This is a genomic window from Psychrobacter sp. TB55-MNA-CIBAN-0194, from assembly GCF_040309505.1.
In the GTDB taxonomy this organism is placed as follows: domain Bacteria; phylum Pseudomonadota; class Gammaproteobacteria; order Pseudomonadales; family Moraxellaceae; genus Psychrobacter; species Psychrobacter fozii.
The window spans coordinates 1-367 of the sequence record NZ_JBEOOW010000065.1 but is presented as its reverse complement, the minus strand read 5'-3'; the positions used below and the strand labels follow the sequence as shown (position 1 = coordinate 367).

The following is a 367-nucleotide window of genomic DNA, read 5'->3' as shown; positions in this document are numbered from 1 at the left end:
CTAATGGACGTAGCAAGTGATACTGCTTGCTTAGGGTAATCAGGATATCTTCGATGCTCTCATTCAGACCTAGTGCTGCGGCAACCTTACGTTTAGAGCGCAATACTTCCGTGTTACCAGCAGCGGCAAGCTCAAGATCGATGCCAGAACCAAGCGTGGCCATTGCAAGACCAGATTCGCTGTCTACTAGCGCGGCTGCAATAAAGCCGTCGATGTCATTTAGTGCGTCAAGTGTTAACTTAGCCATTGTCATGTACCTTAATTGTTTGGGATATAAAGAGAGTTTCTCAAAAATGTCATCAATTAATAGCTTCGATTAATCAGCTTACATTCGAATTGATTAATATAGCTACTCAAACTGTGGTGA

General features: G+C 43.1%; 1 protein-coding gene. It reads right to left on the bottom strand.

All coding sequences use genetic code 11. The features are described 5' to 3' along the window. The coding region (locus AAEY75_RS14270; protein ID WP_352259932.1) for a roadblock/LC7 domain-containing protein at positions 1 to 247 on the bottom strand (247 nt) is incomplete at its 3' end. Positions 248 to 367: the final 120 nt, after the last annotated feature.